This window comes from Crystallibacter degradans (genome assembly GCF_012952295.1).
Lineage (GTDB): Bacteria > Actinomycetota > Actinomycetes > Actinomycetales > Micrococcaceae > Crystallibacter > Crystallibacter degradans.
Window position 1 is genome coordinate 106632 of sequence record NZ_JABBCH010000003.1, and the last position, 26244, is coordinate 132875.

The window sequence follows — 26244 nt, forward strand, 5'->3', positions numbered from 1 at the left end:
GTAGTTATGCTCCCGGGTAGCTCAGGAAGACCGTCTCGTTTTCACCCTGCAGGCGGATGTCGAAGTACAGATCTCCGTTGGCCTCGCGGGTGGCGATCAGGGTTTTGCGGCGCTCTTCCGGCAGCGAGGAAAGCAGCGGATCGTTGGCCAGTGCGTCGGTGTCCTCCGGCAGATAGATGCGGGTGTGCAGCTTGTTCAGCAGGCCGCGGGCGAAAACCACCAGCGAGATGAACGGGGCTTTGCCCTCCTGCGTGGCGCCCGGGTTGACCGTGGTGAAGGTGTAGTGGCCCTCGTTGTCCACCGCCGCCCGGCCGAAGCCGGTGAAGGTATGGTCATCGCGCACCAGCGAGCCGGTCTCCCGGGAAATGACGCCGGTTTCGTCGGCCTGCCAGATTTCCAGCAGGGCGTCGGGGATGGGTGTGCCCTGGCCGTCGTAGACCACGCCGTGCAGCCGGATGGAGCCGGCGTGCGCGCGGTGGACCAGCTGGCTGTCCTTCTCGTACGGCAGCGCATAACCGTAGAACGGGCCGATGGTCTGGCCGGGGGTTGCTACAAGCTGTGTGGAGTTCTGCGTCATTACTCTGCGTCCTCGTCTTCCATCCAGGTGCGGTTGCTGCCGGAGAGCACAATGTCCCAGGTGTAGCCGGTGGCCCACTCGTGGCTGGTCACATTGTGGTCGTAGGTGGCGACCAGGCGGTCGCGGGCCTGCTGGTCCGTAATGGACTGGTAGATCGGATCCAGGGAGAAGAGCGGATCACCCGGGAAGTACATCTGTGTGATCATGCGCTGGGTGAAGTCGGTGCCGAACAGCGAGAAGTGGATGTGCGCCGGGCGCCACGCGTTGTGGTGGTTCTTCCACGGGTACGGTGCCGGCTTGATGGTGGTGAACTCGTACGAGCCGTCGTCGCCGGTCAGGCAGCGGCCCACGCCGGTGAAGTTAGGATCGATCGGGGCCGGATGCTGGTCGCGCTTGTGGATGTAGCGGCCGGCGGCGTTGGCCTGCCAGATTTCCACCAGCTGGTTGCGGACCGGGCGGCCGGCGCCGTCGAGCACCTTGCCGCGGACCACGATGCGCTCACCGAGCGGCTCACCGTTGTGCTGGATGGTCAGGTCCGCTTCCAGCGCGTGCACATCGCGGTGGCCGAAGGCGGGCGACCACAGTTCGATGGTTTCCGGATCCGCATGGTGCAGGTCCTTCGTGGGGTGGCGCAGCACGGAGCTGCGGTACGGGGCGAAGTCGATCCGCGGCTGCGTTTCCTCCGGCCTCCCCTCGGCCTTGCCCTGCTGGTACTCATCGTGGATCTTGTTGATCTGGTTGGTGATGAAGTCCTGGCTGTCAGCGGCTGCGTCGGAATCAATCACGGCGCTGTCATTTTCGATCACGTGGCTCTCGTCGAACGTCTCGTCGGTATTTGCTGTCATGGTCTCGCTCCTTTCCTGGAATGTTCAGTGGTATCCGTTAGCTGTGCGGCCAGCCCGTGTAGGACTCGGCAAGGTACTGCTGCCCGTAGCGCGAGCTGGTCACGGTCTCCAACTCCCCGAGCGCGCGCTTGAGCGTAAACGCGTCGGCGTTCGGCGAGGTGTGCAGCATGGAGGTCATCCAGTAGGAGAAGTTCTGCGCCTTCCAGACGCGCTTGAGCGCCAGGTCCGAGTACCCCTGCAGCAGGGCGTCATCCTTGGTGGAGTAAAAGGAGTCGATCGCCTCGAAGAGGACCTTCACGTCGGCCAGCGCGAGGTTCAGGCCCTTGGCGCCCGTCGGCGGAACGGTGTGCCCGGCGTCGCCGACGAGGAACATGCGCCCGTGGCTCAGCGGTTCACGGACGAAGGAACGGAAGCCCAGGACCGTCTTGTCGAAGATCGGGCCGGTCTTCAGCTCGAAGCCGTCCGGTCCGTGCACGCGCTTCTGCAGCTCGGTCCAGATCCGGTCATCGCTCCACTGGTTGACGTCCTCGTCCGGGCTGCACTGGAAGTACATGCGCTGGACGGTCTCGCTCCGCTGGGAGATCAGCGCGAAGCCGTGCGGGGAGTTGGCGTAGATCAGTTCCGGGGCGCTCTTCGGTGCTTCGGTGAGGATGCCGAACCAGGCGAAAGGGTATTCGGTCTTGTAGTCCTGGGTGCCGGGAACGGCGCGGCGGCAGAAGCTGCGGGAGCCGTCCGCGCCCACGAGGATGTCGCAATGGACTTCGAAGGCGGCGCCGTCCTTGTCGGTGAAACGGAACTTCGGCGTCTCGGTCTCCAGGTCAAACACCTCGGTGACCGCGGATTCGTAACGTACGTCGCCGCCGTCGCGCTTGCGGGCCGCTGCCAGATCGACGAAGACCTCGTTCTGCGCGTAAAGGGTGACGGTGGCGTCAACCAGATCGCGGAAGTCCAGCGGGTGCGACTCGCCGTTGAACCGCAGGTCGATGCCGGCGTGCTCATCGCCCTCGGTCAGCACGCGGCCGTCCACGCCGGTATCGGTGAGGAGCTTGACCGAGCCTGCCTCAAGAATGCCTGCGCGATGGGTGTGGGTGATCGTGTCGTGGTCGCGGGATTCGACCACGATGTTCTCGACGCCGCTCTTCGCCAGCAAGTGCGAGAGCAGCAGGCCGGCCGGGCCGCCGCCGACAATCCCGACCTGGGTCTTGATGATCTGAGCATTGGCAGCCATAGAGAATCTCCTCGAGGAATGTGGGGCACGTCTTGAACCAGTGTGACTGCGGCGACAGCGTTCCCGCGCCCCTGTTCGCATTGAATGAGAATTACGACGACGACGCCGGCAGCTCCCCCACGGCACGGGCGATGCCACGGGCCCCGGCCATCAACACCGGAACAATCGCGGAAAGGTTCTCCAGGCCCAGCGGCAGCACCACGCCGATCGCGGCGATGGCCTGCCCGTGCTTGCCCAGGACGGGAACAGCCAGCCCGGTAGTGTCGGTGTCCACCCGCCCGTCGAAGGCGGCATAGCCCCGCTTGCGGATGTCCGCCAGATGCCGGCGGAAGTCGAAGGAAACCGCGTCCACCACGGCCACCGCCTCGGGGTGCCGGGCGAGGTAGGACTCCTGCACGTGGTTGGGCGCATAGGCCAGCAGCACCATGCCCATCGCCGTGCGGTGTACCGGCATCCGACCGGCGATTTTGGCCTGGTTCACAACCGATCCCCTGCTCGAAAGCCGCTCAATGATCAGGACCTCATCGTCCTTGAGCACCGCCAGCTGGGTGTGCTGGCGGACCACGGACTGGATGTCCTCCATAAATGGCATGGCCGCCTGGCGCAGGTCGACCGCCGGCGAGCTGCGGTTGGCCAGCTCCCACAGCCGCAGCCCGAGCCGGACCTCCCCCGACGGCTCCCGGCTCAGCAGTTCATGACGTGCCATTTCGTCCACCAGCCGGTAGGTGGTGGCCAGCGGTACCTCTGCACGCCGTGCCAGCGTGGCCACGCTCATGGAGGAACGGGTGGCGTCGAAGGCGCTGAGGATGCGCACAAACCGCTCCAGCATGGAGTCACCCGAACGCGAATTGGCCATGGCATCAGGTTCTCACAACTGCCAGCTCCCGCGGGAAGGGTGCACGCAGCCCACCCCAAGCAAAAAGCGACCCCGTGGTTAACGCAGAGCACCCCTTGCGCCCGTTTCCGGGTACAAGGGGTGTTCTGTTGCTACGTGCCTAGAGGGCCCCGGGGTGGCGGCAAAGCCGACACGCCCGGGTCCGGTTCCTAGCGGTAGTCGTTGCCCATGTCGTAGTCATCCAGCGGGATGGCGTGGAACTCAGGGGTCAGACCGCCGTCGACACCGGGGTAATCGAAGTCGCTGAACGCGCTCGGGCCGGTGAACAGGTTGGCCTTCGCTTCCTCAGTCGGTTCAACGGTGACGTTGTTGTAGCGGTCCAGGCCGGTACCGGCCGGGATCAGCTTACCGATGATGACGTTCTCCTTCAGACCCAGCAGCGGATCCGACTTGCCTTCCATGGCCGCCTGCGTCAGGACGCGGGTGGTCTCCTGGAAGGATGCCGCGGACAGCCACGACTCGGTCGCCAGGGAGGCCTTGGTGATACCCATGAGCTCGTCACGGCCGTTGGCCGGGGTCTTGCCCTCGGATACCGCCTTGCGGTTCTCCTTCTGGAAGCGGCTGCGCTCTGCCAGTTCGCCCGGCAGCAGATCCGTTTCACCGGATTCGATGACGGTCACGCGGCGGAGCATCTGGCGGACGATAACCTCGACGTGCTTGTCGTGGATACCAACACCCTGGCTGCGGTACACCAGCTGGACCTCGTCTACCAGGAACTTCTGTGCCTGGCGCGGGCCGAGGATACGCAGAACCTGCTTCGGGTCGATGGCACCGACCACCAGCTGCTGGCCGACCTCGACGTGCTGGCCGTCTTCGACCAGCAGACGCGCACGGCGCAGCACCGGGTAGGCGATTTCCTCGGAGCCGTCATCCGGAGTGACGATGAGGCGCATCTGGCGCTCCCCGTCCTCGATGGTGACACGGCCGGCAACCTCGGAGATCGGAGCAACACCCTTGGGGGTACGTGCTTCGAAGAGCTCCTGGATACGCGGCAGACCCTGGGTGATATCGCCTGCAGAGGCAACACCACCGGTGTGGAAGGTACGCATGGTCAGCTGGGTACCGGGCTCACCGATGGACTGTGCCGCGATGATGCCGACGGCCTCGCCGATGTCCACGGTCTTACCCGTGGCCAGGGAGCGGCCGTAACACTGTGCACAGGTACCGACGGCGGACTCACAGGTGAGTACGGAGCGGACCTTGATGTCGGTGATGCCGGCGTTGAACAGCTCGCGGATGAGCACGTCGCCCACGTCGGAGCCGCCTGCTGCCAGTACCTTGCCGTCGGCGTCTACGACGTCGGTGGCGAGGGTACGTGCGTACGCCGAGTTCTCCACGTCCTCATGCAGGTGCAGCTCGCCGTTGGCGTCCGCTACTGCAATTGGGGTGTTCAGGCCGCGCTCGGTACCGCAGTCCTCTTCGCGGACGATGACGTCCTGGGACACGTCCACCAGACGACGGGTCAGGTAACCCGAGTTGGCGGTACGCAGAGCGGTATCGGCAAGACCCTTACGGGCACCGTGGGTGGCGATGAAGTATTCCAGAACCGACAGGCCCTCACGGTAGGAGGACTTGATCGGCCGCGGGATGATTTCACCCTTCGGGTTAGCCACCAGACCACGGATACCGGCAATCTGGCGGACCTGCAGCCAGTTACCACGTGCACCCGAGGACACCATACGGTTAATGGTGTTCTCCTTGGTCATGTTCTTGCGCATCGCGTCGGCAACCTCGTTGGTGGCCTTGTTCCAGATGTCGATCAGTTCCTGGCGGCGCTCGTCATCCGCAATCAGGCCCTTGCCGTACTGGGACTCAACCTTGGCAGCCTGCGTTTCGTAGCCCTCCATGATGGCGGCCTTCTCGGCCGGCGCCTCGATATCGGAGATAGCCACGGTCACACCGGAGCGGGTAGCCCAGTAGAAACCGGCGTCCTTAAGGTTGTCCAGCGTTGCCGCGGTAACAACCTTCGGGTAGCGCTCGGCCAGATCGTTGACGATCGTGGAGAGCTGGCCCTTGTCCGCAACCTTCTCTACCCAGGGGTAGTCATCGGGCAGCGTCTGGTTGAAGATGACCTGGCCCAGCGATGTCTCGAGGAGCACGGGCTGGCCGTCTTCCCAACCTTCCGGAGCCGGCTGGTCCACGCTGGGCACGTACCCGGAGGAGATCCGGATCTTGACCACGGAGTTCAGGTGCAGCTCCCCGGCGTCGAACGCCATGATGGCTTCGGCCGGCGAGGTGAACACGCGGCCTTCGCCTTCGGAACCTTCGCGCTTGGTCGTCAGGTGGTGCAGACCGATGATCATATCCTGCGAGGGCAGGGTGACCGGACGGCCGTCCGACGGCTTCAGGATGTTGTTCGAGGACAGCATCAGGATGCGGGCTTCAGCCTGTGCTTCGGGGCTCAGCGGCAGGTGGACTGCCATCTGGTCGCCGTCGAAGTCAGCGTTGAATGCGCCACAAACCAGCGGGTGCAGCTGGAGAGCCTTACCTTCAACGAGCTGCGGCTCGAAGGCCTGGATGCCCAGGCGGTGCAGGGTTGGTGCACGGTTCAGCAGGACGGGGTGCTCGGTGATGATCTCTTCGAGCACGTCCCAAACCTGCGGACGGTAACGCTCCACCATGCGCTTGGCGCTCTTGATGTTCTGTGCGTGGTTGAGGTCAACCAGGCGCTTCATCACGAACGGCTTGAAGAGCTCCAGCGCCATCTGCTTGGGCAGACCACACTGGTGCAGCTTCAGCTGCGGGCCAACAACAATAACGGAACGGCCGGAGTAGTCAACACGCTTACCCAGCAGGTTCTGACGGAAACGCCCCTGCTTGCCCTTGAGCATGTCGGACAGCGACTTCAGCGGACGGTTGCCCGGTCCGGTGACCGGACGGCCGCGGCGGCCGTTGTCGAACAGCGAGTCAACAGCTTCCTGGAGCATACGCTTTTCGTTGTTCACGATGATCTCGGGGGCACCGAGATCCAGCAGGCGCTTCAGGCGGTTGTTGCGGTTGATCACGCGGCGGTACAGGTCGTTCAGGTCCGAGGTGGCGAAACGGCCACCGTCGAGCTGGACCATCGGGCGCAGTTCCGGCGGGATCACCGGCACGGCGTCCAGCACCATACCCAGCGGGCTGTTGGTGGTGGTCAGGAACGCGTTGACAACCTTCAGGCGCTTCAGGGCACGCGTCTTGCGCTGGCCCTTGCCGTTCTTGATGGTGTCGCGCAGTGACTCTGCTTCGGCAACCATGTCGAAGGTTTCCAGACGCTTCTTGATCGACTCGGCACCCATGGAGCCCTCGAAGTACAGACCGTAGCGGTCGCGCAGTTCGCGGTACAGGCCCTCGTCACCTTCGAGGTCGGCGACCTTGAGGTTCTTGAAGCGGTCCCAGACCTGCTCGAGGCGCTCGATGTCGGCGTCCGCACGCTTGCGGACGTTGGCCATCTGGCGGTCGGCGGAGTCGCGGGCCTTCTTCTTCTCGGGTGCCTTGGCGCCTTCGCCCTCGAGACGGGCAAGCTCGTCTTCCAGGTCGCGGGCGATCGCGGCGATGTCCGAGTCGCGGGTGTCGGAGAGCTGCTTCTTCTCCAGGTCGTGTTCGGCCTGCAGGTTCGGCAGTTCTTCGTGGCGGCGCTCTTCGTCCACGCTGGTGATCATGTAGGCGGCGAAGTAGATGACCTTTTCGAGGTCCTTCGGTGCCAGGTCAAGGAGGTAGCCCAGACGGGAGGGCACGCCCTTGAAGTACCAGATGTGCGTGACAGGTGCGGCCAGTTCGATGTGGCCCATGCGCTCACGGCGTACCTTGGCGCGGGTGACCTCAACGCCACAACGCTCGCAGATGATGCCCTTGAAGCGCACGCGCTTGTACTTACCGCAGTAGCATTCCCAGTCCCGGGACGGGCCGAAGATCTTCTCGCAGAAGAGTCCGTCCTTCTCGGGCTTGAGGGTGCGGTAGTTGATGGTTTCCGGCTTCTTGACCTCGCCGTAAGACCAGTCGCGGATTTCATCCGCGGTGGCAAGGCCAATTCGCATGAGGCCGAAGGAGGATTCGCTGGACATATGGTCCCTGTTCTCTCTTGTTCTCTAAATCTGAATGTCTTGTGTCGGGTACGGAAAGAGGTACGACGGCGGCAACTGGCACGGGTTCCGAAGGTTCCGTGCCAGCCCGCTCATCTAGACCTCTTCGACGGAGCTGGGCTCTGCACGGGACAGATCGATACCCAGTTCCTCCGCGGCCCGGAAGACTTCTTCATCCGAGTCACGCATTTCAATCGTGGTGCCGTCGGTGGAAAGGACTTCCACGTTCAGGCACAGCGACTGCATTTCCTTGATCAAGACCTTGAAGGACTCCGGAACACCCGGTTCGGGGATGTTCTCGCCCTTGACGATGGCTTCGTAGACCTTGACGCGGCCGTGGATGTCATCGGACTTGATGGTCAGGAGTTCCTGCAGGGTGTACGCGGCACCGTAGGCTTCCAGCGCCCACACTTCCATCTCACCGAAGCGCTGGCCACCGAACTGGGCCTTACCACCAAGCGGCTGCTGGGTGATCATGGAGTACGGACCGGTGGAGCGTGCGTGGATCTTGTCATCGACAAGGTGGTGCAGCTTCAGGATGTACATGTAGCCCACGGCGATCGGGTCCGGGAACGGCTCGCCGGAGCGGCCGTCGAACAGACGCGCCTTGCCGGAGGAACCGATCAGACGTTCGCCGTCGCGGGTCTTGTTGGTCGAGTCCAGCAGGCCGGTGATCTCGTACTCGGAAGCACCGTCGAACACCGGGGTGGCCACCGTGGTGGAACCGCTCTCGCGGGGCAGGTTCGGCAGGTTCTTGACCCATTCCGGGTCCCCTTCGATGGTCCAGCCCTGCTTGGCGGCCCAGCCAAGGTGGATTTCCAGTACCTGACCGACGTTCATACGGCCCGGAACACCCAGTGGGTTCAGGACGATGTCGACCGGGGTGCCGTCTTCCATGAACGGCATGTCCTCGATCGGCAGGATCTTGGAGATGACGCCCTTGTTGCCGTGGCGGCCGGCGAGCTTGTCGCCGTCGGTGATCTTACGCTTCTGTGCCACGTAGACGCGGACCAGCTGGTTCACGCCCGGGGGCAGTTCGTCGTCGTTGTCGCGCTCGAAGATGCGCACGCCGATGACCGTACCGGACTCGCCGTGCGGAACCTTCAGCGAGGTGTCGCGGACTTCGCGGGACTTCTCACCGAAGATGGCGCGCAGCAGGCGCTCTTCCGGAGTCAGCTCGGTTTCACCCTTCGGGGTCACACGGCCAACCAGGATGTCTCCTGCTTCGACCTCGGCACCGATGTGGATGATGCCGCGCTCGTCCAGCTGGGAGAGGACCTCTTCGCTCACGTTGGGGATATCGCGGGTGATTTCCTCGGCACCAAGCTTGGTGTCGCGGGCGTCAACCTCGTGCTCCTCGATGTGGATGGAGGTCAGCACGTCGTCGGAGACGATGCGCTGGCTCAGGATGATCGCATCCTCGTAGTTGTGGCCTTCCCAGGACATGAACGCAACGAGCAGGTTCTTGCCCAGGGCCAGTTCGCCCTGGTCCGTGGAGGGACCGTCGGCGATGATGCTCTTGACCTCAACCCGCTGGCCTTCGGCAACCAGCACACGCTGGTTGTAGGCGTTGCCTTGGTTGGAGCGCGCGAACTTCATGATCGGGTAGTGCGTTTCGGTGCCGTCGTCGTTCAAGGTGGTGACCATGTCAGCCGAAACCTCGGTGACCACACCGGCCTTGGCGGCAACCACGGAGTCGCCGGCGTCAACAGCGGCGTAGCGCTCCATGCCGGTACCAACCAGCGGAGCCTCCGAACGCAGCAGCGGCACAGCCTGGCGCTGCATGTTCGCACCCATGAGGGCGCGGTTGGCATCGTCATGCTCGAGGAACGGGATCAGGGCGGTTGCCACGGACACCATCTGGCGCGGGGAAACGTCCATGTAGTCGATCTCGGCCGGCTCGGTCAGGATCGGCTCGCCACCGCCACCGCGTTCGCGGCAGAGGACCAGTTCTTCGGAGAAGCGGTTGTCTTCGTCCAGCGGCGCGTTGGCCTGGGCGATGACGCACTCGATCTCGTCGTCTGCAGTCAGGTAATCGATCTGGTCCGTGACCAGGCCCTCCACGACCTTGCGGTACGGGGTCTCGATGAAGCCGAAAGCGTTGATGCGGCCGTAGGAAGCCAGCGAACCGATCAGGCCGATGTTCGGGCCTTCAGGGGTTTCGATGGGGCACATACGTCCGTAGTGCGACGGGTGGACGTCACGGACTTCCATGCCTGCACGGTCACGGGACAGACCGCCCGGGCCCAGCGCGGACAGACGGCGCTTGTGCGTCAGGCCGGCGAGCGGGTTGTTCTGGTCCATGAACTGGGACAGCTGGGAGGTTCCGAAGAACTCCTTGATAGCTGCCACAACGGGGCGGATGTTGATCAGGGTCTGCGGAGTGATGGCCTCCACGTCCTGGGTGGTCATCCGCTCGCGGACGACGCGCTCCATACGGGAAAGACCGGTGCGGACCTGGTTCTCGATCAGCTCACCGACGGCGCGGATACGGCGGTTACCGAAGTGGTCGATGTCGTCGACCTCGACGCGGATCTCGTGGTCCTCGCCGTCGCGCTTGCCTGCGATGGACTTATCGCCGGCGTGCAGGGCAACGAGGAACTTGATCATGGCGACGATGTCGTCATTGTTCAGGACCGATGCGTCCGGATCATCCAGCGGCTTGTCGATGCCCAGCTTGCGGTTGATCTTGTAGCGGCCAACCTTGGCCAGATCGTAGCGCTTCGGGTTGAAGTAGAGGTTGTCCAGCAGGGACTGGGCAGCTTCCACCGTGGGCGGCTCGCCCGGACGGAGCTTGCGGTAGATGTCCAGGAGTGCGTCTTCCTGGGTCTCGGTGGTGTCCTTCTCCAGCGTGGCGCGGATGGAGTCGTACTCGCCGAAGGTCTCCAGGATCTGGCCTTCGGTCCAGCCGAGGGCCTTCAGCAGGACGGTGACGGACTGCTTGCGCTTGCGGTCGAGGCGCACGCCGACCTGGTCGCGCTTATCGATCTCCAGCTCGAACCAGGCACCGCGGGACGGGATGATCTTGGCGGTGAAAATGTCCTTGTCACTGGTCTTGTCGGCGGAACGCTCGAAGTAGGCGCCCGGGGAACGGACCAGCTGGGAGACGACAACACGCTCGGTGCCGTTGATGACGAAGGTACCCTTGTCGGTCATCAGCGGGAAGTCGCCCATGAACACGGTCTGCTGCTTGATTTCGCCCGTGTTGTTGTTCATGAACTCCGCCTTGACGTACAGCGGAGCGGAATAGGTGGCGTCGCGGTCCTTGCACTCCGCCATCGTGTACTTCGGGTCAGCGAACTCCGGCTCGGAGAAGCTCAGGGACATAGTGCCCTGGAAGTCCTCGATCGGGGAGATCTCTTCGAAGATGTCCGCCAGACCCGACGTGGTGGCCATGCCCTTCTGGCCTTCGGCCAGCGCCTGCTGAAGGCGGGTCTTCCAGCGCTCGTTGCCGACCAGCCAATCGAAGCTGTGGGTCTGCAGGGCGAGAAGATTGGGAACGTCCAGAGGTTCGTGAATCTTAGCGAATGAGATCCTGCGGGTGGCGCCATCGTTCGATGAAGCGTCAAGCAGGCTGTTAGCGGTATCAGTATTAGAGGTGCTCGAGGCGACCAAGAGAGGGATCCTTCCACAGACCTTCAGGCTTGTACGCGCTTCCGCACTACCGGCATCATGAGATGCCAAGCACAACCAGACCGGATCCGCTATATGATCCAGGCCCGCCCGAATTCCTGTTAAATACAGGAAGGCGTGGCAAAGCCCACCGCTATATGAAGGCTGAAGGTTAAGAGGGAAGACGCAGATTTATACTCTACGCCACGTCCCCTAAATTGTCCAGCAGGCAGACTATCCCCTTGCCTGTCCGTGCCGGTGAACTGCATCCGGCGTGTCGGGCGGCGGAAGCCGAATCGTAATCTCCGGCCCCGGCCCTGCTCCCCTGCCAACGGAGCGCCTGTCTTCCGCGCGGCTCCCCTACAGCAGCTTCCCTGCTTATCCTGCGGCGGCCATCCCGCGGAACATCTGCGGCTGTTGCCGCGTTCCACAGATTGGAAGCTTATCGAACTCCCGCGCCAGCTAACTGTAGCCTGTCGGGAACAGCTATTTCAAGGATGAAAGCGAGTACAGGACAGTGTCAGGTAACAGAAACGACGTGGTAATTCTCGGCGGCGCCCGCACTCCCCAGGGCCGGCTCAACGGACAGCTGGCAGGTTTCAGCGCCGTCGAACTCGGCAGCAAGGCCATCGCGGCGGCCCTCGAGCGCTCCGGCGTGCCGGCGGAGAACGTCGACTCGGTCATCATGGGACAGGTGATCCAGGCCGGCGCCGGGCAGAATCCGGCCCGCCAGAGCGCCATCGGAGCCGGCATCGGCTGGGACGTCCCCACCGTGACCATCAACAAGGTTTGCCTCTCCGGCCTGGCAGCGGTCACCGATGCAGCCCGCTTGATCCGCGCAGGCGAGGCAGAGGTAGTAGTTGCCGGCGGCCAGGAGTCCATGACCAACGGACCGCACGTCCTCCCCGGTTCCCGGCAGGGCTGGACCTACGGCAACATCAACGTCGTCGACTCGGTGGCCCATGACGGACTGACCGATGCTTTCGACCACGAATCCATGGGCGCCTCGACGGAACGGCGGAATGCCGAACTTGCCATCGACCGCACCGCCCAGGACGAGGTTGCCGCGGCATCGCACCAGCGCGCCGCCGCTGCCACCGAGTCCGGGGTGTTCGCTGCGGAGATCGTCCCGGTCACTGTCCCCCAACGCAAGGGCGATGCCCTGGTACTGACCAAGGACGAAGGTATCCGCCCGCAGACCACGGTGGAATCGCTGGCACCGCTGAGGCCGGCCTTCGACAAGGACGGCACCATCACGGCGGGCAACTCCTCACCGCTTTCCGACGGCGCAGCCGCCGTTGTGCTGGCGACCCGCGGTTATGCCGAGGACAACGGACTTGAGTGGCTCGCTGTCGTCGGCAAACCGGGTCAGGTGGCCGGACCGGACACCTCCCTGCACTCACAGCCGTCCAACGCCATTGCCCAGGCCCTGAAGCGCGCCGGCTGGAGCACTTCGGACCTCGACTTCATCGAAATCAACGAGGCCTTCGGTTCCGTTGCCGTGCAGTCCCTGAAGGACCTGGATTACCCGCTGGAGAAGTGCAATCTCCATGGCGGTGCCATCGCACTTGGACACCCGATCGGCGCTTCCGGCGCACGGCTGGCCCTGCATGCGGCCAACGAGCTCAAGCGCCGCGGGCAGGGCAAGGCTGCCGTTTCACTGTGCGGCGGCGGAGGGCAGGGCGAGGCGCTGCTGCTGTACCGCGACGAGGAGTAGGCCTGTGGCTGACATCGTTGCCGGCAAGGACAGGTTCCTGGCCGACGCGGGCGACCGAGGGCTGGACGTGGAGCTGATCGCACGCCCGGCCGCTCGGAGCCTGGTGGAGGCGGCGCAGCTGCTCGGGATCGCACCGGCGGACATCGTTAAGTCCCTCGTGGTAAAGCACAAGGACGGCACGTTCCTGTTTGCCCTGATTCCCGGTGACCGGCAGATTTCCTGGCCGAAGCTGCGTGCCCTGATCGGGGTGAACAAGCTGTCCATGCCTGCTGCCGACGTCGCCTTCGAGGCCACCGGCTACCAGCGTGGCACCATCACGCCGCTGGGCAGCACCACGGCCTGGCCGGTCTATGCAGATGCCGCGATCACCGGGCGGCGCATCTCCATGGGCGCCGGGGAGCACGGCTACTCGGCTTTTGTGGATTCGGATGCCCTGATCAAGGCACTGGATGCTACCGTCGCGGACATCAGCGACCCGGAATAACGCCCCGGCATTCCGCCAGAGCACACAAAAGAGCCCCGCACCTGGGTGCGGGGCTCTTTTGGATGTTGCGGAAAGCTTACTTGACCGTGACGGTGGCGCCGGCAGCTTCGAGAGCTTCCTTGGCCTTGTCGGCAGCTTCCTTGGTTGCACCTTCGAGAACAGCCTTCGGAGCGCTGTCGACAACGTCCTTGGCTTCCTTCAGACCCAGCGAAGTCAGGGCGCGAACTTCCTTGATCACTGCGATCTTCTTGTCGCCAGCGGCTTCGAGGATGACGTCGAATTCGGTCTGCTCTTCAGCAGCCTCAGCGGCGCCACCGGCAGCGGGGCCGGCAACGGCAACGGCAGCAGCCGTGACGTCGAAGGTCTCTTCGAAGAGCTTCACGAAGTCGGAGAGCTCGATGATGGACAGTTCCTTGAAAGCTTCAATGAGCTCTTCGTTGGTGAGCTTCGCCATGATTGGCGTCCTTCCTATAGGTGGTGTTCAGCGCATTGGCCGCGCACCAAGAGATTTGGATTGGGAAGAGAGTCTTACTTCTCTTCGGCAGCAGCCTCGGCCGGAGCCTCGGTTGCCTCGGCAGCGGGAGCTTCTTCAGCAGCAGGTGCTTCTGCGGCCGGAGCTTCGGCAGCAGCAGTGTCTGCCGCACCGCCGTTCTCCTCCTGCTTGACGCGCAGTGCCTCGACAGTGCGGGCCAGGGCAGCCATCGGAGCCTTGAGGACGCCGGCAACGCGTGCCAACTGGAACTCACGGGACTCGAGTGCGGCCAGCGCTGCAACACCGGGTGCATCCAGGGCTTTGCCCTCGAAGAAACCGGTCTTGATGACGAGCTGCGGGTTGGACTTTGCGAAATCCGTCAGGGACTTTGCGGCTGCAACAGCGTCACCCTTGATGAAGGCGATAGCAGTGGGTCCGGAGAGCTGGTTATCGAATGCATCGATGCCGGCTTCCTTGGCTGCAATGCCAGTCAGGGTGTTCTTGACGACAGAGAACTTGGTCTCCTGGCCGAGAGAAACACGCAGCTCCTTGAGCTGTGCAACGGTAAGCCCGCGGTATTCGGTTAGGACTGCAGCGTTGGATTCTTTGAAATCAGTGGTGATCTCTTCAACTGCTGCCACCTTGTTTGGCGTTGCCATAACCCTCCTTCCGGGGAATAGTGCCGGTGGTTCGGGTCACACGCATAAAAAACGCCCCGGGCAGATGCACGGGGCTTGGCCTTCACACATCCGGCAGTACCGGAAATGGAGGATTGCTTCGTTCACCTGCGCAGGCCGTCCCAGGCATGGGACTTTCGGTTGAATTCTTAGGGGAAATCAACGACCGACGGTCTTTGGTAGTTCAAGCTTACGCGAAGGGGTGACCACGGCCAAATCGACCGTTCCTGCCACCTCGCTGTGATTGCTGCCGCATGGCGTGCAGTTACCGCCGCACCGTACCTGTTACGCAGTCTCGGGCGCGGATACCTTCCGGGACGGCTGCCGCTTCAGGTAGAGCCAGGTGTACAGCAGCGCCACCAAGGCCGTGGCCGCGAGCAGGAGCAGCCCGATGGCATAGCTGTTGTCCTCCGCGTTGTACGTGGCGCCCATGACCAGCGGCGGGAAGTAGCCGCCCAGTCCGCCGGCCGCGCTCACAATTCCGGTTACGGACCCTACCCGTTCGGGCGGGGAACTGGTGCCGACCCAGGCAAAGACACCTCCGGTGCCCAGCCCGAGGGCAAAGGCCATGCCCAGGAATGTCAGGCCTGCTGGGATTTCGCCGTCGGGCCGCAGGTTGACGACGAAGGCCAGTACCGCCACGGCAGCCAGCGAGACCAGTACAACGGGCTTGGACCCGATCTTGTCGGCAAGGATGCCGCCTACCGGCCGCGCCAGCACGGCCGCCAACGCGAACCCGGCCGTGCGCGTGCCGGCTCCCGTGGGGTCCATCTCGTAGATGTCCCGCAGGTAGGTCGGCAGGTAGTTGCTGAACGAGACAAAGCCGCCGAAGACCACGGCATAAAGGAAGCACATCTGCCATGTCACCTTAAGCTTGGCGGCTGCCAGCAGCTTGGGCACAACTGGTTTCGTATTCGGTGTCCAGCCCGGGGCTTCACGCAGGAAGAACCATACGACGGCGGCCATCGCCACCAGCAGGACCGCGACCAGCAGGTGCGTGGGAAAGTAGCCGATCCAACCCACCAGGCGCGGGGTCAGAAACGCGGCCAGCGCCGTGCCGCCCATGCCCGCACCGAACACGCCGGTAGCAAAGCCGCGTCGGGACGCCTCGAACCAAGGACTGACAAAGGGAATACCGACGGCGAAGATGGTGCCTGCCACGCCGAGCAGGAAGGCGAAAATGACCAGCAGCAGGTAGGACTGCAGGACACCGGCCAGCGCGACCAGCAGGACTGCCGGCGTGGTAGCCAGCAGGACAGCCGTGAACATCACCCGTCCGCCAAAGCGGTCCGTCAGCGCTCCCATAACAATGCGGCCCAGCGAACCGACGAAGACCGGCATCGCGACGACGATGGACGTCTGGGTGGAGCTCAGGTCCATCTGCTGCGTGTAGCTCGCGCTGAGCGGGGCGATGATGGTCCAGGCCCAGAAGGCCATGACCGAGGCGAGAGTGGCAAGGACAAGGTTACGGGTCTGGCCCGGAGCGCCTTTTTCCACCGGAGATCCTTTCTACTTCCGGTCGCGGTCCCGGGTGCCTACCGGCTGCCAGCCCGGCTGCCGTGCCCGGCTTCCGGGGGCGGGGCCGACATCGCGGCTGCGGTAGACGATGTAGGGCCGGAACAGGTAGTGCAGGGGCGCTGTGAAGGCGTGCACCAACCGGGTGAACGGCCAGATGCAGAACAGCAGCATGCCCACCAGGGTGTGGAGGTGGAAGGAGAACGGAGCGGCGGCCATGGACGCGATGTCAGGCTGGAAGATGAACAGGGACCGGAACCACGGCGAGACGGTTTCGCGGTAGTTGTGGCCGTGGTCGCCTAGGAAGACGCTGGCCAGCGTTGTCCACAGCCCGAACACTATCGCCGCTACCAGCACCACATACATGAGCTTGTCGTTCTTCGTGGTGGCCATGAAGACAGGGCCCGTAGTGCGGCGGCGGATGATCAGAAGGATGATGCCGCCCAATGTGCCGATGCCAGCGATGCCGCCGACAAACAGGGCATTGAAGTGGTAGAAGTCCTGGCTCATGCCGATCGCTTCGGTCCAGGACTTCGGAATGACCAGGCCGAAGAAGTGCCCGGCGATGACCGCCAAGATACCGAAATGGAAAATCGGCGAGCCGATGCGCAACAGCTTCGACTCGTAGAGCTGCGAGGAGCGCGTGGTCCAGCCGAACTGGTCATATTTGTAGCGCCAGATACTGCCGCCGACCAAGATGGCGACCATGACATAGGGCAGCACGCCCCAGAGCAGAATATCCATCATTGCCCTCCCTGCATCGGAAGCAAACGGGGATCATACGGTTCCAGACCCACACTTTCAGTGGGCGGGCCGTAGCCAGCCATCTTCATCACTTCCTGCCGGTCAGTCGGCGAGGCGCCCGGCAGGGTATCGCAGATAGCTTGCAGGACCTGTGCGTACGGGAGGTTGTCGTCGACCAGCGCCAGGCGCAGCATTTCGAGACTCGGCCGGTACTGGATCAGCAGTTCCCGCCCGGCTGCCATGTCCACCGTTGCCGCGAATTCCAGGACCATCGGCAGGTAGTCGGGCAGTTCGCCGTGTGTATTGACCAGCATTCCGCTGTCCCGGTAGACCTGCTTGAAGCCAATCAGGACCTCACCGCGGCGGCGCGTATCGCCGTCGGTCCAGTAGGAAAGGTGCAGGGCGTGCCTCTTGCTGAGGTCAAACTCCTGGACGTACCAGGCCTGCACTTCGGCGAGCGGTTTGGCGGTAAGCGCGTTCAGGACGTCGTCGAACGAGCCGTCAAGCCCATTGAACTCAGCCAGCGCGGACCGGATGAGAGGCATCCGTTCCAGCAATTCCTCATCCGGGTACCCCAGGCACCAGGATGCTGCCAGGTAGGTTACTCGTTGCCGCTGCATCATGGCTCCCGGGGTGGTTGGCTCTCCAGCGGGTTTCCGCTCGGTCCGGCTTGGGAACTGGGCCCTCCATAGTCCGGCCCCGGACCTGCTGCACCACCGCCATGGGCAGGAGAGTCAGGTGACATTTGCGGATTGTCCTCGGTTTTTGGGAACAGCCCCCGCGGGACGCCCCGGCCGTCCCAGTTAAGCAGGTTGACCCTTCCCCGCAACTCCCCTGGTTCCGTCTGGCCATCGGTGGTCTGCCGTTGTTTCAGTGCGTAGAAGTTCTCCACTGCTACAGGTGTGGGCTTGCCGCTGGCTTCACCGAAGGGATCGGAGGGATACATGCCCGGTCCGTCGTCGAAATCCAGGGAGCAGCCCATCTCTTCGAGATTGTGCGCCTGTTCAACGTGGGCCTTGGGGATGACGTAGCGTTCGTTGTATTTGGCAATCGCCATCAGCCTGTACATCTCGTACATAGCCTCCGGTTCCATGCCCACGGCTTCCGGTATTGAATCATCCGGATCATTGCCCAGGCTGATCCCGCGCATGAAGGAACGCATGGCGGCAAGCTTGCGGAGTACACCGGTGACAATCTCGGTGTCCCCGGCGGTGAAGAGCTCCGCCAGATATTCAACCGGGATGCGCAGCGATTCGATGGCCCCGAACAGGTTCCCCGCGTCCTCGGCGTCGTGGCCCTGCTCGCTGAGCAGATCGACGACCGGGGACAGCGGCGGCACGTACCAAACCATCGGCATGGTGCGGTACTCCGGATGGAGCGGCAGTGCGACCTTGTAAACCTTGGCCATCTTGTAGACCGGCGAGCGCCGCGCGGCGTCCATCCAGTCTTCCGGGATGCCCTCGGCGCGCGCTCCGGCGATCACTTCCGGATCATCGGGGTCCAGCATGAGGTCCAGCTGGGCCTGATAGAGCTCCTTCTCATCTTCGATCGAAGCGGCCTCGGTAACCCGGTCCGCGTCGTAGAGGAAGATGCCGATGTAGCGCAGGCGGCCCACGCAGGTTTCGGAACAGACCGTCGGGATGCCCACCTCGATGCGCGGGTAGCAGAACGTACACTTTTCGGCTTTGCCGGTCTTGTGGTTGAAATACATCTTTTTGTACGGGCAGCCCGTGATGCACTGCCGCCAGCCGCGGCAACGGTCCTGATCCACCAGGACGATGCCGTCTTCTTCTCGCTTATAGATGGCTCCGGATGGGCAGGAAGCCATGCAGGACGGGTTAAGGCAGTGTTCGCAGATCCGGGGCAGATAGAACATGAACGTCTGCTCGAACTCGAACTTGATCTTTTCCTCGGACTCCTTGCGGATCTTCTCGACAATGGGGTCCAGATGGCCCAGCTGCGAGGTGCCGCCCAAGTTGTCATCCCAGTTCGCAGACCACTCGATCTTCATGTCGTTGCCGGTGATGAGCGACTTGGGTCTGGCCACCGGAAAGTCGTCCCCGAGCGGGGCATCCGTCAGCGTTTCGTAGTCGTAGGTCCAGGGCTCGTAGTAATCGTCCAGCTCCGGCTGGACGGGGCTGGCGAAGATGCCGAAGAGCTTCTTGAGCCGGCCGCCGCCCTTGAGCTTGAGGCGGCCCCGCCGGTTCAGCTCCCAGCCGCCCCGCCATTTCTCCTGGTCCTCGTAGCGGCGCGGATAGCCCTGCCCCGGCCGGGTCTCAACATTGTTGAACCAGACGTACTCGGTGCCGGCGCGGTTGGTCCAAGCCTGTTTGCAGGTCACCGAGCAGGTGTGGCAACCGATGCATTTGTCGAGGTTCATCACCATGCCTACTTGAGCCATGACTTTCATCAGTACCTGACCTCCTGCGAGCGCTTGCGGATTGTCGTGACCATGTCCCGCTGGTTTCCGGTGGGGCCAAGGTAGTTGAAGGCATAAGCCAGCTGGCCATACCCCCCGATGAGATGCGAAGGCTTGACCAGCAGCCGCGTATTGGAGTTGTGGATACCGCCGCGGCGGCCCGTGGCCTCCGACTTCGGCACATCGATAGTCCGTTCCTGGGCGTGGTGCACGAACACCACGCCCGCGGGCATCCGGTGGCTGACGATGGCCCGGCAGACATAGACGCCGTTGGCGTTGACGCACTCGACCCAGTCGTTGTCCGTGACATTGATGGCCGCGGCGTCTTCCTTGCTGATCCAGCAGGTTGGCCCGCCGCGGGACAGCGAGAGCATGAACAGGTTGTCCTGGTATTCCGAGTGGATGGACCATTTGTTGTGCGGGGTCAGGTACCTGACCGTGATCTCGGCCGACCCGTCCTGCCCGAGGCGGGGTTCGCCGAACAGGCGGTGCATGTCCAGCGGCGGCCGGTAGATCGGCAGTGCCTCGCCGAGATCCCGCATCCAATCGTGGTCCAGGAAGAAGTGCATCCTGCCGGTGAGTGTGTGGAAGGGCTTGAGCCGTTCGATGTTCGTGGTGAACGGCGCGTAGCGGCGGCCGCCGGTTTCGGAACCGGACCATTCCGGCGAGGTAATCACCGGCACCGGCGCGGATTGTGTGTCCGCAAAGGTAATGTGTTTCTCTTCCGATCCCAGGGCCAGGTCGACCAGATCACGGCCCGTCTGTTTCTCCAGTTCCCGGAACCCGTGGACTGCCAGTTCGCCGTTGGTGGTGCCGGAGAACGTCAGAATGGCTTCCGCGAGCTTGGAATCGGTCTCGATGGCCGGCCGCCCGTCCGCCGAACCGCCGAGCATCACCCCGTTCTTCTTGGCGAGCCAGTCCAGCGCATGGTCCAGCTTGTAGTTGATGTTCTTGACGGTAAAGCCCAGCTTGTCCGCCAGCGGGCCGACCGCGGCCATCTTGTCCGCGATGGCCGTGTAGTCGCGTTCGACGACGCTAAAGACGGGCATGGTTTTGCCTGGCACGGCAGGGGTGGTCCCATCCCGCCAGTCCCGGACCACTCCCCCGGGCTGGGCTATCTGTCCCACGGTGTCATGCTGCAACGGTACGCTGACCAAATCCTTACGCACTCCGAGGTGCGTCTTCGCCTGACGCGAGAATTCTTCTGCCAGCTGGTGGAACATTTCAAAATCGGATTTGGCCTCCCACGGTGGATCGATGGCAGGGGTGAAAGCGTGGACAAACGGGTGCATGTCCGTGGAGGACAGATCGTGCTTCTCGTACCAAGTGGCGGCGGGGAACACGATGTCGGAGAGCAGCGTGGTCGACGTCATCCTGAAGTCGGCCGAGACCAGCAGGTCCAGCTTGCCCTCGGGAGTTTCCTCGTGCCATTTGACTTCCTCGGGGCGTGTCATCGAAGCTTCGGCGGCGTTGCCCATCACATTGTGGTGCGTGCCCAGCAGGTTCTTCAGGAAGTACTCGTTGCCCTTCGCCGACGAGCCCATCAGGTTTGAGCGCCACAGCATCAGCGTCCGCGGCCAGTTCTGCGGTGCGTCCACGTCTTCGACGGCAGGGCTGAGTGTCCCCTCTTGCAACTGGTTGGCCACGTAAGCCGCGGCATTGGCGGCCTGTCCGTCCTCTACCGCCTGCTCCGCTTCGGTTGCCAGGTCCAGCGGGTTCTTGTCGAACTGGGGATAGAACGGCATCCAGCCCAGCCGCGCAGACTTAGAGATGGTGTCCGCGGTGTGCATGCCCTTGAGGTGGCCCTCCGCCAGTGGCGAATTCAACGAGTCCGCCGAGTAGCCGTCATTGCGCCATTGGCCGGTGTGCATGTACCAGTACGAGGTCCCTGTCATCGTCCGCGGCGGGCGCGACCAGTCCAGTGCATTGGCCAAAGATACCCAGCCGGTAATCGGGCGGGTCTTTTCCTGCCCGACGTAATGGGCCCAGCCGCCGCCGTTGCGGCCCATCGAACCGGTGAGCAGGAGCAGTGACAGGATGGACCGGTAGGTCGCATCCCCGTGGAACCACTGGCAGATTCCGGCACCCATGATGATCATGGATCGGCCGCCGGACTGCTCAGCGTTCCGGGCGAACTCCCGCGCGATCTTGATGCACATCTTGGCCGGTACGGAAGTAATCGCTTCCTGCCACGCCGGAGTGTAAGGCGTGGCGCCGTCGTCGTACTCTCCTGCCCATTCGCCCGGCAGGCCGTCGCGGCCGACGCCGTACTGGGCCAGCATCAGATCGAAGACGGTGGTGACCAGTTTGTCGCCGATGCGGCGCACTGGCACGCCTCGGCGCAGAACGGAACCGGAGCCGTCCGGCGCTTCGAAGCACGGCAGTTGGACCTCGACATTCTCGCCGCCGGACTCGTACATGCTCAGACGGGGTTTGACATCCCCGAGTTCCAGATTCCATTTGCCCTTGCCGGACTCGCTGTAGCGGAAGCCCATCGATCCGTTGGGGACGACCGGTTTATCCGTGACCTCGTCCAGCAGCACCGTCTTCCATTCGGCGTCCTCGCTCCCCGCCAGGTCCGGCAGATCGGCCGAGGTCAGGAATTTGCCCGGGACCAGCGACGAGCCGTCCGGCGAGGGCGTGAGCGTGATCAGGAACGGCAGGTCCGTGTACTGCTTGACGTAATCCGTGAAAAAAGGCACGTGACGCTCAACGAAAAATTCCTTGAGTATCACGTGCCCCATTGCCATGGCGAGTGCTGCGTCCGTCCCGGCCTGGGCCGGCAGCCAGTCGTCCGCGAACTTGGTGTTGTCCGCATAGTCCGGGCTGACCGTGACCACCTTGGTGCCCCGGTAGCGGACCTCCGCCATCCAGTGTGCATCCGGCGTCCGGGTGACCGGGACATTCGAACCCCACATCATCAGGTACGTCGAATCCCACCAGTCGCCGGATTCCGGCACGTCCGTCTGGTCACCGAAGACCTGCGGGCTGGCCACGGGGAGATCCGCGTACCAGTCGTAGAACGAGGTCATCACCCCGCCGATCAGCTGGATGAACCGCGTACCCACCGCGTGGCTGACCATGGACATGGCCGGGATGGGCGAAAAACCTGCGCACCGGTCCGGTCCGTACGTCTTGATGGTGTGGACATGCGCGGCTGCGGCCATCTCGATGGATTCCTGCCACGACACCCGGACCAGGCCGCCCTTGCCGCGGGCCTGCTGGTACTTCTTCCGGCGCACTGGATCCCCGACAACGTCGCCCCAGGCGAGAACCGGGTCCTTCAGGCGCGACTTCGCCTCGCGGTAGAGCTCCAGCAGCACACCGCGGGCATACGGGTAGCGCACGCGGGTGGGCGAGTAGGTGTACCAGGAGAAGGCCGCGCCGCGGGGACAACCTCGCGGCTCGTATTCCGGGCGGTCATTGCCCACGGACGGGTAGTCCGTTTGCTGCGATTCCCAGGTGATGATGCCGTCCTTGACATACACCTTCCAGGAGCACGAGCCTGTGCAGTTCACCCCGTGGGTGGAGCGGACCACCTTGTCGTGGCTCCAGCGGTCGCGGTAGAAAACATCACCCTTCCGCCCGCCTTCTCGGTACACCGCGCGTCCGTCGTCGCTTTGTTCCCAGCGGGTAAAAAACCGCCCCACTGCCAACATCGCGTCGGAAGCGCTGCCATCGGTTCCAGGTTTGATCGGTCCGGCTGCCATGGCTTCACCCTACGAAACGAATTTGACTAAAGCCATAGCTTCTGGAGAACGGAAAAATAACGAAGGGTGACGCCGGCGCCTGGGAGCTACCAGCGCAGCCTTGGCGTTGCCCCCGGTTAGGCGCGTGCGCCCAGCCTTTTCTGCCACGCCGCCTCATACCCGGCGGGGACAAAACCAAGGGCATCGTTGATGGCGAGCATGTGCTCGTTCTCGGCCGCATTCCAGGTCAGCAACCGCTGCCCTTCAGGCCAGAGCCTGCCGACCTGCAACAGATTATGCGCCTTCATGAGCATTCCCAGACTGTGGCCGCGGTGGGTGCGCAGGACCAAAGTGTCCTCCTGGTAAACGACGTCCGGCTTCTCCGGGTAGCAGTCCAGAAAAGTATGTCCGGCAAGTTCCCCGCTGTGCAGATGCAGGGCTGCGACGACGAGGGTACGACCACCTTTCCGCCGAAGTTCCTCTTCGCCTTGGCGGACCCTCGCGCGGTCCCAGGCCTCCTCCTCATAATCGATCTCACCCAACGGCACGTCCGTGCTCATTCTCTGCCGCAGCAAGGCATATTGGTCGACGAATTCCTCCGGGCAAGTGTCTTCCCAGACCAGCAGCCGGTACCCCGCCGCCTTCGCAGCCGCCTGCGCCTCCAGAGACGCAACCTTGGCGGCGTCCGCCGGCAGCCCAAGTACGCTGAAGCGCTCCACCTGCTCCAACTCATATCCATGGGACTGGGCGAAGCGGACGGCCGCCGAATTGCCCGGCAGCGAGCCTGTACCCGTCCTCGGCCGCAGGACGTCCGCCCCGTCCGGATCAAAGTCCGCCGGGTGCTCGCTATATGACTGCAGCACCCTTCTGCCGTGGTCTTGGGCCGAGGCTTCAGCAGTCCTCAGCAGCTCACGTGCGATCCCCTGCCTGCGGAAGCCTGGATGGATCATGACGTGGACGTAGGCGTTGTGCAAGTTGTCCTGCTTCGTCATTTCCAGGACGGCACGGCCAACGTGCCTGTCCCCGTCCTTGGCCGCCCACAGCAACGACTGCTCGTAATCGTTGGGACGGGCGCCCTCCAGCCGCACGGCAGGACTGACCCAAAGGTCGTTATTGCCCCACAGCAGGCCGGTCACCAAGTTCGCCAGCTCGGAGGAGGCAACGAAATCCTCAGCATCCCGAGACTCCAACGAGCCGGGGATGCGGATGGGATGTATGGTGATCGACGTCGTCGACATGGCGTCCCTCGCTCAAGTGATTGATCTTCCCCAATCAGATTACCCGCTCGCCTAATTCGATGCCAGCGGACCGGCATGTTCGATTTCCTGAAAGCCTTTCCCTGGTGACCCTCAACGGCTTTACCATGCACTATGGAACTCTTGAGCGGACACGCCGGAAAACGAGCGGTCGCATTCATCGGCCGCGGCATGCTGGCAGGAATGGCGGGGACCGCGGTGATGACAGCGTTCCAGAAACTGGTCGAGATGCCGCTCACCGGTCGCCCGGACAGTTATGCACCGGCGGAACTCGCAGAGAAGTTCCTGCCGGTGAAAGTCGAGTCCATCCGCGGACGCAAGCTGCTGAACAACAGTGCACATTTCGCCATCGGGGCCATGTGGGGCGCAGCTTACGGCACCGCCGCAGCACTGGGGCTGCGCGGCCAGAAGGCCATCAATACCGTCTTCGCCGTGGTGTACGGGGGTGGGTTGCTGGGCGGATCGCTATCGGGTTTCTCCCGGCCGTCCGAATGGAGCGCACAGGACTGGGCCGTGGACGTCGTGGACATCTATGTCCAGGCCCAGGCAACGGGGCTCGTCTTTGTCCGCTTGCTGGCGCCTAAATCCCTACCGCATGCGGGCAACCGCGGCCGGGTCAACGCCGCTTAAAAGAACAGAACGGCCGCAGCGCGATGCTGGGCCGTTCTGTTGCGGAAGATCCGAAAAGGATTACTTCCTTAGGCTTCGATGGAAACCTTGGTGACGTTCGGGTCCATTGAGATGCCCGGGCCGAAGGTGGTCGCCACGGTGGCCTTCGAGATGTAGCGGCCCTTGGAAGCGGACGGCTTCAGGCGAAGCACCTCTTCCAGTGCGGCTGCGTAGTTCTCCACCAGCTTGTTGGTGTCGAAGGACACCTTGCCGATGATGAAGTGAAGGTTGGCGTGCTTGTCGACGCGGAAGTCGATCTTGCCGCCCTTGATGTCGTTGACAGCCTTGGCCACGTCCGGGGTCACGGTGCCGGTCTTCGGGTTCGGCATCAGGTTACGCGGGCCAAGAACCTTACCGAGGCGTCCAACCTTGCCCATCAGGTCCGGGGTTGCCACGGCGGCGTCAAAGTCGGTCCAGCCGCCCTGGATCTTTTCGATCAGGTCATCGGAGCCAACGAAGTCGGCGCCAGCCGCGATTGCGGCTTCAGCCTTGTCACCGGTGGCGAAAACCAGGACGCGGGCGGTCTTACCGGTGCCGTGCGGCAGGTTGACCGTACCGCGGACCATCTGGTCAGCCTTACGGGGGTCGACGCTGAGGCGCAGTGCAACCTCAACGGTGGCGTCGAACTTGGAAGGATTGCTTTCCTTCGCCAGGGTGATTGCCTCGATCGGGGCGTACTGCTTGTCCGCCTCGATCTTGGCTACAGCTGCCTCATATGCTTTGCTGCGCTTTGCCATCTGCTTTTTCTCCTTGTGCAGTTGTGGTCTGCGGACCGCGCCCGGCCCTGCCACTACGACGGCGTTGCCACCTTCAAAAGGTGACGTTTCGGCGCCGTCGTTCTTTAGTTTGTCTTGTTTGCTTCACAGCCCAGGAAAACCTGCAGCCGTTCAGCGGTTATGCCTAGGGGAATTAGCCCTCGACGGTGATGCCCATGGAGCGGGCGGTGCCGGCGATGATCTTGGCAGCAGCCGCGATGTCGTTGGCGTTGAGGTCATCCATCTTGGTGGAGGCGATCTCTTCAACCTGAGCCTTGGTCAGCTTGGCTACCTTGGTGGTGTGCGGGGTTGCGGAACCCTTCTGCACGCCAGCAGCCTTCTTGATCAGCTCTGCAGCCGGCGGGGTCTTGGTGATGAAGGTGAAGGAACGGTCTTCGTAAACCGTGATTTCAACCGGGATCACATTGCCGCGCTGGGCTTCCGTTGCGGCGTTGTACGCCTTGCAGAATTCCATGATGTTGACACCGTGCTGACCAAGTGCCGGACCAATCGGCGGTGCCGGGTTGGCGGCGCCTGCCTGGATCTGCAGCTTGATGAGGCCGGTGACCTTTTTCTTCGGGGCCATATCGGGTCCTTCTCTAATTTACGTACCGCAGACACAGGAGCGT

Annotated in this window: 19 protein-coding genes; 3 read left to right on the forward strand and 16 right to left on the reverse strand. The window is 63.3% G+C overall.

Annotation, left to right across the window (positions count from 1 at the left end; genetic code table 11):
* Nucleotides 1-4: 4 nt before the first annotated feature.
* The 6 genes from pcaG to rpoB form a co-directional block, all read right to left on the reverse strand.
* Nucleotides 5-577 carry a protocatechuate 3,4-dioxygenase subunit alpha gene (pcaG, locus tag HGO92_RS07155; protein ID WP_169993267.1) on the reverse strand — a complete coding sequence of 191 codons (573 nt, stop codon included), beginning with the start codon at nt 575-577 and terminating at the stop codon, nt 5-7.
* Nucleotides 577-1422 carry a protocatechuate 3,4-dioxygenase subunit beta gene (gene pcaH / locus HGO92_RS07160; RefSeq protein ID WP_169993268.1) on the reverse strand — a complete coding sequence of 282 codons (846 nt, stop codon included), beginning with the start codon at nt 1420-1422 and terminating at the stop codon, nt 577-579. The genes pcaG and pcaH overlap by 1 nt, the downstream gene beginning before the upstream one ends.
* A gap of 37 nt (nt 1423-1459) precedes the next feature.
* The gene (locus HGO92_RS07165; protein WP_169993270.1) at nt 1460-2650 is read right to left on the reverse strand and encodes a 4-hydroxybenzoate 3-monooxygenase; all 1191 of its coding nucleotides are present in this window, start codon (nt 2648-2650) and stop codon (nt 1460-1462) included.
* A 91-nt stretch (nt 2651-2741) separates the two neighbouring features.
* On the reverse strand, nt 2742-3506 hold the full coding sequence (locus HGO92_RS07170; RefSeq protein WP_169993271.1) for an IclR family transcriptional regulator: 765 nt from the start codon (nt 3504-3506) through the stop codon (nt 2742-2744).
* 188 nt (nt 3507-3694) lie between these two features.
* Nucleotides 3695-7588 carry a DNA-directed RNA polymerase subunit beta' gene (locus HGO92_RS07175; protein WP_169993273.1) on the reverse strand — a complete coding sequence of 1298 codons (3894 nt, stop codon included), beginning with the start codon at nt 7586-7588 and terminating at the stop codon, nt 3695-3697.
* Nucleotides 7589-7702: 114 nt separating this feature from the next.
* Nucleotides 7703-11221: a DNA-directed RNA polymerase subunit beta gene (rpoB, locus tag HGO92_RS07180; RefSeq protein ID WP_169993274.1), complete on the reverse strand. Its 3519-nt coding sequence runs from the start codon at nt 11219-11221 to the stop codon at nt 7703-7705.
* Between the two features lie 514 nt (nt 11222-11735).
* On the opposite strand from rpoB, the gene HGO92_RS07185 reads away from it, so the two are divergent.
* Both HGO92_RS07185 and HGO92_RS07190 read left to right on the forward strand, forming a co-directional pair.
* A complete protein-coding gene (locus HGO92_RS07185) occupies nt 11736-12935 on the forward strand; it encodes an acetyl-CoA C-acyltransferase (protein ID WP_169993276.1) in 1200 nt (399 codons plus the stop codon).
* Nucleotides 12936-12939: 4 nt separating this feature from the next.
* Nucleotides 12940-13419 (forward strand): aminoacyl-tRNA deacylase, encoded by a 480-nt coding sequence (locus HGO92_RS07190; protein WP_346768883.1) that lies wholly within the window; start codon nt 12940-12942, stop codon nt 13417-13419.
* 76 nt (nt 13420-13495) lie between these two features.
* On the opposite strand, the gene rplL is transcribed toward HGO92_RS07190, so the two are convergent.
* From rplL to HGO92_RS07230, 8 genes are all read right to left on the reverse strand, one after another.
* Nucleotides 13496-13873 (reverse strand): 50S ribosomal protein L7/L12, encoded by a 378-nt coding sequence (gene rplL / locus HGO92_RS07195; protein WP_074701263.1) that lies wholly within the window; start codon nt 13871-13873, stop codon nt 13496-13498.
* A 74-nt stretch (nt 13874-13947) separates the two neighbouring features.
* Nucleotides 13948-14550, reverse strand: coding sequence for a 50S ribosomal protein L10 (gene rplJ / locus HGO92_RS07200; protein WP_169993279.1), 603 nt, complete (start codon nt 14548-14550; stop codon nt 13948-13950).
* A gap of 303 nt (nt 14551-14853) precedes the next feature.
* Complete coding sequence (locus HGO92_RS07205) at nt 14854-16065, reverse strand: nitrate/nitrite transporter (protein ID WP_346768884.1); 1212 nt, start codon at nt 16063-16065, stop codon at nt 14854-14856.
* A gap of 12 nt (nt 16066-16077) precedes the next feature.
* Nucleotides 16078-16830: a respiratory nitrate reductase subunit gamma gene (gene narI / locus HGO92_RS07210; RefSeq protein ID WP_205834270.1), complete on the reverse strand. Its 753-nt coding sequence runs from the start codon at nt 16828-16830 to the stop codon at nt 16078-16080.
* Nucleotides 16827-17450, reverse strand: a complete 624-nt coding sequence (gene narJ, locus HGO92_RS07215) for a nitrate reductase molybdenum cofactor assembly chaperone (RefSeq protein ID WP_169993281.1) — start codon at nt 17448-17450, stop codon at nt 16827-16829. Before narJ ends, narI begins: the two co-directional genes overlap by 4 nt.
* Entirely contained in the window at nt 17447-19237 is a 1791-nt protein-coding gene (narH, locus tag HGO92_RS07220) for a nitrate reductase subunit beta (protein WP_169993282.1), read from the reverse strand. The genes narJ and narH overlap by 4 nt, the downstream gene beginning before the upstream one ends.
* Complete coding sequence (locus HGO92_RS07225; protein ID WP_169993284.1) at nt 19237-22956, reverse strand: nitrate reductase subunit alpha; 3720 nt, start codon at nt 22954-22956, stop codon at nt 19237-19239. Before HGO92_RS07225 ends, narH begins: the two co-directional genes overlap by 1 nt.
* A gap of 116 nt (nt 22957-23072) precedes the next feature.
* Nucleotides 23073-24173: a GNAT family N-acetyltransferase gene (locus HGO92_RS07230; RefSeq protein ID WP_169993286.1), complete on the reverse strand. Its 1101-nt coding sequence runs from the start codon at nt 24171-24173 to the stop codon at nt 23073-23075.
* A gap of 132 nt (nt 24174-24305) precedes the next feature.
* On the opposite strand from HGO92_RS07230, the gene HGO92_RS07235 reads away from it, so the two are divergent.
* Nucleotides 24306-24821 carry a hypothetical protein gene (locus HGO92_RS07235; protein WP_169993287.1) on the forward strand — a complete coding sequence of 172 codons (516 nt, stop codon included), beginning with the start codon at nt 24306-24308 and terminating at the stop codon, nt 24819-24821.
* A gap of 68 nt (nt 24822-24889) precedes the next feature.
* On the opposite strand, the gene rplA is transcribed toward HGO92_RS07235, so the two are convergent.
* Nucleotides 24890-25597, reverse strand: a complete 708-nt coding sequence (gene rplA, locus HGO92_RS07240) for a 50S ribosomal protein L1 (protein WP_169993289.1) — start codon at nt 25595-25597, stop codon at nt 24890-24892.
* A 172-nt stretch (nt 25598-25769) separates the two neighbouring features.
* Nucleotides 25770-26201: a 50S ribosomal protein L11 gene (gene rplK, locus HGO92_RS07245; protein ID WP_169993291.1), complete on the reverse strand. Its 432-nt coding sequence runs from the start codon at nt 26199-26201 to the stop codon at nt 25770-25772.
* Nucleotides 26202-26244: the final 43 nt, after the last annotated feature.

Coding starts and splice junctions, on each gene's coding strand:
- pcaG (WP_169993267.1), bottom strand. CDS start 577: ATGACGCAGAACTCCACACAGCTTGTAGCAACCCCCGGCCAGACCATC.
- HGO92_RS07235 (WP_169993287.1), top strand. CDS start 24,306: ATGGAACTCTTGAGCGGACACGCCGGAAAACGAGCGGTCGCATTCATC.
- rplK (WP_169993291.1), bottom strand. CDS start 26,201: ATGGCCCCGAAGAAAAAGGTCACCGGCCTCATCAAGCTGCAGATCCAG.
- pcaH (WP_169993268.1), bottom strand. CDS start 1,422: ATGACAGCAAATACCGACGAGACGTTCGACGAGAGCCACGTGATCGAA.
- rplA (WP_169993289.1), bottom strand. CDS start 25,597: ATGGCAAAGCGCAGCAAAGCATATGAGGCAGCTGTAGCCAAGATCGAG.
- narH (WP_169993282.1), bottom strand. CDS start 19,237: ATGAAAGTCATGGCTCAAGTAGGCATGGTGATGAACCTCGACAAATGC.
- rplJ (WP_169993279.1), bottom strand. CDS start 14,550: ATGGCAACGCCAAACAAGGTGGCAGCAGTTGAAGAGATCACCACTGAT.
- narI (WP_205834270.1), bottom strand. CDS start 16,830: ATGATGGATATTCTGCTCTGGGGCGTGCTGCCCTATGTCATGGTCGCC.
- narJ (WP_169993281.1), bottom strand. CDS start 17,450: ATGATGCAGCGGCAACGAGTAACCTACCTGGCAGCATCCTGGTGCCTG.
- HGO92_RS07165 (WP_169993270.1), bottom strand. CDS start 2,650: ATGGCTGCCAATGCTCAGATCATCAAGACCCAGGTCGGGATTGTCGGC.
- HGO92_RS07175 (WP_169993273.1), bottom strand. CDS start 7,588: ATGTCCAGCGAATCCTCCTTCGGCCTCATGCGAATTGGCCTTGCCACC.
- rplL (WP_074701263.1), bottom strand. CDS start 13,873: ATGGCGAAGCTCACCAACGAAGAGCTCATTGAAGCTTTCAAGGAACTG.
- HGO92_RS07170 (WP_169993271.1), bottom strand. CDS start 3,506: ATGGCCAATTCGCGTTCGGGTGACTCCATGCTGGAGCGGTTTGTGCGC.
- HGO92_RS07230 (WP_169993286.1), bottom strand. CDS start 24,173: ATGTCGACGACGTCGATCACCATACATCCCATCCGCATCCCCGGCTCG.
- HGO92_RS07225 (WP_169993284.1), bottom strand. CDS start 22,956: ATGGCAGCCGGACCGATCAAACCTGGAACCGATGGCAGCGCTTCCGAC.